Here is a 6647-nt window from a genome sequence, read left to right as displayed (position 1 = left end):
TCCCTACTGCTGCCTCCCGTAGGAGTCTGGGCCGTGTCTCAGTCCCAGTGTGGCCGTTCACCCTCTCAGGTCGGCTACGCATCGTCGCCTTGGTGAGCCGTTACCCCACCAACTAGCTAATGCGCCGCAGGCCCATCCCTTGATGACAGATTGCTCCGCCTTTCATTCTCCCGCCATGCAGCAGAAGAAATTATCCGGTATTAGCTACCGTTTCCGGTAGTTATCCCAGTCCAAGGGGCAGGTTGCCTACGTGTTACTCACCCGTCCGCCGCTAACCAACAGTTTCCCGAAGGAAACTATTAGTCCGCTCGACTTGCATGTATTAGGCACGCCGCCAGCGTTCGTCCTGAGCCAGGATCAAACTCTCCAATAAGGTATTGAAAGAGCGATAGCTCATTTTGAAACTGACGAGAATAAATTCTCATTTTGGAATCACCGAAGTGATTCCCGATACTCACTCGTTGTTCAGTTTTCAAAGATCAATGTCTCTTTTTTCTTCACCGCCGTTTGTCAGCGGCGACTTTTATAATATATCATAACCTCGTTCGTTTTGGCAAGCTTTTTTTTAAAAAAAAGTTTTTTTCATTTAATTCTCGCCTGCGTTTCTCTTTTCAAATCGAAAAGGAGCGCGAGATATAATTTATCACAGCCGCTCCTCATTAGTCAACTATTGATTTGTTATTTCTCAAATCTCAATGTTTCATCTGCGATGAACGTCCACCCCACGCATACTTGGAGAGTTCCTTTTGAGGAGCAAAACGGGCATACATCCGGAATACGGTTTTATATCGATTGGCAATGGCATGCCTGATATTTTGGTCCAAGCGTTGATCACTTAAATCCAGAAGCATCTCGTCAAGCTCTTTTCGCAAGACATAATCCAGCTCCTTGCACTCCTTCTCATTGAACAACATTCCCAACATATGCTTGGCCTCCTTCATAAATTGGATTGATAAAGTCTCATATACCTCCGCTTGTGCGATCGAAGTTAGTCCATGTGGTGGGAAACACAGATCGATTTATCCGCTTACACTAGATTAACCGAAGCTAAGTTTTTATAACCATCATTGTCAAAAATCTCTTGGTTTCCCCCTGGTGCTTGCAACAGATTACAATCCGTACTGCGATGGCTTTATATGGTATGCTCATTTCTGCAGAAAATTATGACAGGAGCGCAAAGGTAATTGTACTCTCAATCAATGCAGCGATGAACATCAGCACCACTACCCAGAACGCGCCGGTCACAGTTTGTCTTAATAAATGCGATAACGGCCGGCCAGCGGTGCCGCTCATTTGTCTGATAACCTCTCTCCCGAATTGCAGCCCTATCGCGCAAGCAATTAAAAGGGCGGGGATTTCAACGATGCCATGGGGCAGCAGCCCCTTTACAATCAGTTCAAACAAATCTTGTCCCTGCTGCAAAGACAAATGAATGACATATCCGATTACCGCCCCGTTAATTAACAGAAAGACTGCCGGCAGCACTCCGAATAAAGCGCCAAGGTATATTACCGCAACACACTTAATGCTGTTATTCATAAAAATAAACCAAAAGAAGCTCCACTGTGGATGGGATGAATCCCTGAGCTCCCCGCTTATTTTGCTTAAGCCCTCTAATTGCCCGGCAAGAAGCCGCTCAATGCTTCCTGTCCCGAGCCATCCGGTTACTCCTCCCAGCAAGAATAAAATCAGCGCCAGCCAAAGTGCAGTGTCCATTCTTCTGAGATCTCTAATAAAAGCAGGCAGTGCAAACATAATGGCCTCCCGGTTCCTTCGATTCTCCCCTCCATGATTTCTTGCAGATTGGTCTAAGCTGCCGGTACGAGCATACATTTAGAGTAAACAAGCATTGTCATGGGAGAGGAGCGCTGTCAGTATGAATTCGTTTTATGTATTCAGCGGAAAGAAGATTAAACGGTTTCTTTATCTTTTTGCCGCTGCGCTTCTGGCCGCCGGTGTTGTATATGTCGAGAGGGGCAATATTACCGTATTCTCTGAATCGGGCCCATCCGCAATTTACAGTGTGCCGACGGAAAAGAAGCTGATCGCTTTAACGTTTGATATTAGTTGGGGAGAAAAACGGCCTGAACCGATTCTTAAGGTGCTGGAGGATAAAAAAGTGGATAAAGCCACCTTCTTCCTCTCCTCACCCTGGAGCAAAACCCACCCGGATATTGTCACCAGCATTAAAGATGCAGGATATGAGATCGGCAGCCACGGTCATAAGCATGTTAACTACAGCACACTCAGCAACGAAGAAATCCGCACACAGATTTCCACTGCCCATACTATCCTGACCGAATTAACCGGCAAGGCCCCGAGCCTTATCCGTATGCCCAATGGGGATTTTGATAAAAGAGTGCTCCAAGTGGCCAGCGACCTCGGCTACAAGGTTATCCAGTGGGATACCGACTCGCTGGACTGGAAGAACATCGGGGTAGAAAACATCGTGAAGCGTGTAACCAGCAAAGCCCATCCCGGTGATATTGTCCTGCTGCATGCCAGCGATTCGTGCAAACAGACCCATGAGGCGCTCCCGCACATTATCGACAACCTGCGCGCCCAAGGATATGAATTTGTGACGGTTTCCGAACTGATCAGCCAGGGCAGCGCTGAAGGTACCGAAGTGCGCGACTCCGCTTGGCTCGATGATAATCTGGAGGATGCAGCAGGCCTGTAAGTAGTATCACTTCTATTTTTCCGGTCAATCAATGCCGCGGGGATATCAGCTCGGAGATGTCCGGTGTTGGATCATCCAGCTTCGGATAACTCAGATCGAGCGTCTCCAGGGTTCTGACAACAATGCTCAGAGCCAGGTAATTGCGGTACCAGCGGTGATTGGCCGGAATCCAGTACCAGGGCGCTTTTTCCTGATGAGTCTCTTTAAAAACATCTTCATACGCCGCCTGATAATCATCCCAGTATTTGCGTTCCTGCAGATCGCTGGCATCGAATTTCCAGTGCTTCGCCGGATCATGCAGCCGCTCCTGGATTTTCTCCAGCTGCTTCTCCTTGGAGATATGCAGAAAAAGCTTGATAATGGTCGTTCCCTCTTCAGCGAGCATCTCCTCAAACTGCCGGATATAGCGGAACCGCCGCTTCAACTCTTCCTGGCCAAGCGCGCCATGTACTCGGGGAACCAGGACATCCTCATAGTGCGAACGGTTGAAGGCGGCAATATACCCTTTGGGCGGAGTCTTCATATGGATGCGCCACAGAAAGTCATGGGCCTCCTCCTCCAGCGAGGGCTTTTTGAAGCTGGTGACGATAAACCCCTGCGGATTGATGCCTGAGAAGATATGCTTTACCGTTCCGTCCTTTCCACTGGAGTCCATACCTTGAAGTACGACAAGTAAAGAATGCTTCTTTTGGGCAAACAGTATATCTTGCAGCTCGGCGAGTCGCTCCTTCAGCTTTTCCGTCTTGAGAAGCGCTGCTTCTTTATGCTTCAGATCACCGGTGTCATCCGGATCGAGCCGATGGAGCTTTTCGGTTGTGTCTTTTATCATATAACGGTTGATGTTCATATATTCCCTCCTCCAGATTCCCTTCATGCAAAAATCATTAACCGGCTTAGGCATCTGTTCTTAAAGATTAACCTTCATGCGGAGATTTTAAGCAAAACAGCCCCGTGCCATCCTTAGCGGATGTACGGGGTTATTTGCATTGCGGTCTATACATATTAATCTTGCCAAAGCTGCCGGGTAAAAACTGCAGCCATGCATCATAAATCCTGCGCCGTGCGGCATACTACAGTCAGGAATCTGATAAAGGAGGGCAGCGCAATGAAGTGGAGGCGTATAGGTGCTTGCGGCTTGGCGCTTACTTTGGTCTTAACCTTAACCGCATGCGGAGGAGAGCAGAGCAGTTCATCGGGTCAGATGGGATACAAAGAAATGAAGACCATGGTGGTCGACATTCTCAAAAGTGACGAGGGTAAAAAGGCGGTCGAGGAAGCCCTCGGCGGCGGATCCGGCTCGGAAGGAAGCAGCGGGCTCAGTATGAAGATGATGCCAATGCAAACCACGGAAGAAATCCGGCTCGCGGTTAAAGATACAATTACAGCTCCCGAGTACCAGAAGGAAATCGAGAAGATTATGACAGATCCGCAGTTTGCAGGCGATTTCGCCAAAGCCGTCAACTCACAGAGTAAAGAGCTGCATCTGCAGCTGATCAAGGATCCGACATATCAAAAATCAGTCGCTGAGATTATGAAGACCCCCGAAATGATGAAAATGTTCCTGGATCTTACTAAAACACCCGATTACCGCAAGCAATCGATGACCATCATGCAGGAAGCGATGCAAAATCCGCTCTTCCGCATGGAAGTGCTGGGCTTGTTAAAAACCGTCGTTCAGGATGAATTGCAGCCTAAAGTCGAGAAAAAAGGCGGCGAGCAGGGCGGCCAAGGCGGAGGTGAGCAAGGCGGCGGCGGTGGAGGCGGCGAAGAAGGCGGCGAGGAATCGGGATCATAGCAACCTCCTGCAAACTACATGAGTGCCTATTCAGGTACTTTGCTCGCACCCCGATCATCGTCCATTCTTACAGTATAAGAAGAGGCCATTCCCCTGTTCAAAGGAGAATGGCCTCTTCTGCTGCGGTATATCGCCTGCTGCCGTCTATTCTCGTTCTAGTTTGGCGATCAGCTTGTCCGCCACTTCGGCGAAAATGTCTGCTGTTGCCGTTCCCGCTTTATACACCGAGGGAGAAAAGTCGGGTTCCGAGATATGATTATCCGGTGCACCAAGCGGCAGCTGCGCCAGCAATTCGGTATGCAGCGTCTCCGCCAGACGCGCCCCGCCGCCTCTTCCGAACACATAGTCCTTCTTGCCGCAAGAACTGCACTCGTAGTATGACATATTCTCGATTACGCCCAATATCTCATGGTCTGTCTGCAAGGCCATAGAGCCGGCTCTCGCTGCCACAAAGGCCGCTGTAGCATGCGGAGTGGTAACTATGATCTCCTTGCTGCCCGGCAGCATCTGATGGACATCTAGCGCTACATCACCTGTTCCGGGAGGAAGATCTAGCAGGAGATAGTCGAGCTCTCCCCACCCTACATCGCCGAAGAATTGCCGCAGCATCTTGCCGAGCATTGGCCCCCGCCAGATGACTGGACTGTTCTCCCGGATGAAGAAGCCCATGGACATAACTTTTACTCCAAAACGCTCTACCGGAATAATCGTACCATCCTCTACAATCGGTCCTTCTTCAATCCCCATCATATCAGGAACACTGAAGCCGTAGATATCGGCATCAATCAAGCCGACTCTCTTACCCTTGCGGGCCAACGCCACTGCCAGGTTGACTGTAACCGTCGATTTGCCGACGCCGCCCTTGCCGCTGGCTACTGCAATGAAGTGGACGTCCGACTCCTCACTCAGCAGCTCATGGTCCTCAAGGCCCGCTGCGTGGCCTTTCAGCTTGTCCCCTTCATTATGTGCCGGTTCATCCTCCGCGCTCTCTCCGTGCAGGACAGCACGTTCATAATCGGTGGCATCGCGCAGACGGATATGTACATTGTCCGCTCCGCCCTCTGCCAGAAGATCACGGATTTTCTGTTCCAGCTGCATCCGGTTGTGCGCATCGTTATCAAGACAGGAGACCGACAGCGAGATCCGGTCTTCCTTAATCATAATATCCCGGATCAACTGCGCATCCACCAGGCTCTTCCCCGATACCGGGTCTGTAAGCGGCCGGAGTAATTGCTGAATGTCTTCTCTGGTCAGCATGGACAACACCTCTGTTTCTTCCGGATCGGATAACTCCGGGTAGTAGGTTTATTATAGCATTACCCTCTCCGGGAAGAGTAGTCTTCACTCAAGGCTGCTCCGCACTGTAACGCAAAATACCCCGGTAAATGGCGGTCGCCACCTTCCGCTGATAAACATCATCTCCCAGCAGAACAGATTCCTCAGGATGTGACAGAAAGCCCACCTCAACCAGCACAGCAGGCATTTTAAGAGCCTTCAGCAAATAGACGGTATTCGCCGTCTTGGCGACACGGTCTGTGTTTTCGAGCGTGACCTTAAGCTCCTCTTGAACATAATCAGCATATAATTTATTCCCTGCATTGGAGGGATAATAAAAGGTCTGTGCTCCGCTCCACCGGTTCGAAGGCACACTGTTCATATGCACGCTTACGAACAGCTCTGTTCCCTTTTCTTCAATGCTTCTGACCCGCTGCTTCAAGTCCTCGGTCTTACGTTTGGAGTACCCCTTTGTCTCCTCCCTGGCAAGGTCATGATCTCCTTCCCGGGTCATAACCACAATTGCACCGGCCTGCTGTAAATAGTCCCGCAAATAGAGCGATACCGCCAGATTGATGTCTTTCTCGATTAGCCCCTCTCGGCTGACGGCTCCTCCATCAGGTCCCCCGTGGCCGGCATCAATCGCAATAACCTTGCCGGAGAGCGGCAGACTCCAGTAATTCGCCGGCTTGGCACTTGGCATATCATAAGCGATAATGCCGATAATAGCGGCAACCAGTACCGCTCCCAGCATACTTTTCTTGATCCCGCTCCAGGTGATCCAGACCGATACCTTGCTGCGCTGTCGGCCAGACATAACAAAGACCCCCTCGTCCACATAGATTCTACTCATCTATATGGGACAAGGGGGGCAAATAGTACCGTTATGATTAATTT

Annotated in this window: 7 protein-coding genes and 1 rRNA gene; 2 read left to right on the top strand and 6 right to left on the bottom strand. The window is 50.1% G+C overall.

Annotated features, from left to right (window positions below; translation table 11 throughout):
- From F1379_RS27000 to F1379_RS26990, 3 genes are all read right to left on the bottom strand, one after another.
- Positions 1–373, bottom strand: a 16S ribosomal RNA gene (locus F1379_RS27000); the annotation flags it as partial.
- A 319-nt stretch (positions 374–692) separates the two neighbouring features.
- Positions 693–923, bottom strand: coding sequence for a hypothetical protein (locus F1379_RS26995; RefSeq protein WP_150275569.1), 231 nt, complete (start codon positions 921–923; stop codon positions 693–695).
- A 238-nt stretch (positions 924–1161) separates the two neighbouring features.
- Positions 1162–1755 (bottom strand): stage II sporulation protein M, encoded by a 594-nt coding sequence (locus F1379_RS26990; RefSeq protein ID WP_150275568.1) that lies wholly within the window; start codon positions 1753–1755, stop codon positions 1162–1164.
- 121 nt (positions 1756–1876) lie between these two features.
- Between F1379_RS26990 and pdaB the strand changes: the two genes are divergently transcribed.
- The gene (gene pdaB / locus F1379_RS26985) at positions 1877–2680 is read left to right on the top strand and encodes a polysaccharide deacetylase family sporulation protein PdaB (protein WP_150275567.1); all 804 of its coding nucleotides are present in this window, start codon (positions 1877–1879) and stop codon (positions 2678–2680) included.
- Between the two features lie 28 nt (positions 2681–2708).
- Here pdaB and F1379_RS26980 read toward each other — a convergent pair whose 3' ends face one another.
- On the bottom strand, positions 2709–3527 hold the full coding sequence (locus tag F1379_RS26980; protein ID WP_150275566.1) for a PPK2 family polyphosphate kinase: 819 nt from the start codon (positions 3525–3527) through the stop codon (positions 2709–2711).
- Positions 3528–3785: 258 nt separating this feature from the next.
- Between F1379_RS26980 and gerD the strand changes: the two genes are divergently transcribed.
- Positions 3786–4475, top strand: coding sequence for a spore germination lipoprotein GerD (gene gerD / locus F1379_RS26975; protein ID WP_150275565.1), 690 nt, complete (start codon positions 3786–3788; stop codon positions 4473–4475).
- Between the two features lie 144 nt (positions 4476–4619).
- On the opposite strand, the gene F1379_RS26970 is transcribed toward gerD, so the two are convergent.
- The gene (locus F1379_RS26970; protein ID WP_150275564.1) at positions 4620–5732 is read right to left on the bottom strand and encodes an Mrp/NBP35 family ATP-binding protein; all 1113 of its coding nucleotides are present in this window, start codon (positions 5730–5732) and stop codon (positions 4620–4622) included.
- Positions 5733–5820: 88 nt separating this feature from the next.
- Complete coding sequence (gene cwlD / locus F1379_RS26965; RefSeq protein WP_150275563.1) at positions 5821–6567, bottom strand: N-acetylmuramoyl-L-alanine amidase CwlD; 747 nt, start codon at positions 6565–6567, stop codon at positions 5821–5823.
- Between the last annotated feature and the right edge of the window lie 80 nt (positions 6568–6647).

The organism is Paenibacillus tepidiphilus (assembly GCF_008635795.1).
GTDB classification, from domain to species: domain Bacteria; phylum Bacillota; class Bacilli; order Paenibacillales; family Paenibacillaceae; genus Paenibacillus_AQ; species Paenibacillus_AQ tepidiphilus.
The sequence above is the reverse complement of the archived record's forward strand: the minus strand, read 5'-3'. Positions and strand labels throughout refer to the sequence as shown.

Excerpts from the sequence above, each read along its gene's own strand:
- F1379_RS26995 (WP_150275569.1), bottom strand. The coding sequence starts at position 923 with ATGTTGGGAATGTTGTTCAATGAGAAGGAGTGCAAGGAGCTGGATTAT.
- F1379_RS26990 (WP_150275568.1), bottom strand. The coding sequence starts at position 1,755 with ATGTTTGCACTGCCTGCTTTTATTAGAGATCTCAGAAGAATGGACACT.
- pdaB (WP_150275567.1), top strand. The coding sequence starts at position 1,877 with ATGAATTCGTTTTATGTATTCAGCGGAAAGAAGATTAAACGGTTTCTT.
- F1379_RS26980 (WP_150275566.1), bottom strand. The coding sequence starts at position 3,527 with ATGAACATCAACCGTTATATGATAAAAGACACAACCGAAAAGCTCCAT.
- gerD (WP_150275565.1), top strand. The coding sequence starts at position 3,786 with ATGAAGTGGAGGCGTATAGGTGCTTGCGGCTTGGCGCTTACTTTGGTC.
- F1379_RS26970 (WP_150275564.1), bottom strand. The coding sequence starts at position 5,732 with ATGCTGACCAGAGAAGACATTCAGCAATTACTCCGGCCGCTTACAGAC.
- cwlD (WP_150275563.1), bottom strand. The coding sequence starts at position 6,567 with ATGTCTGGCCGACAGCGCAGCAAGGTATCGGTCTGGATCACCTGGAGC.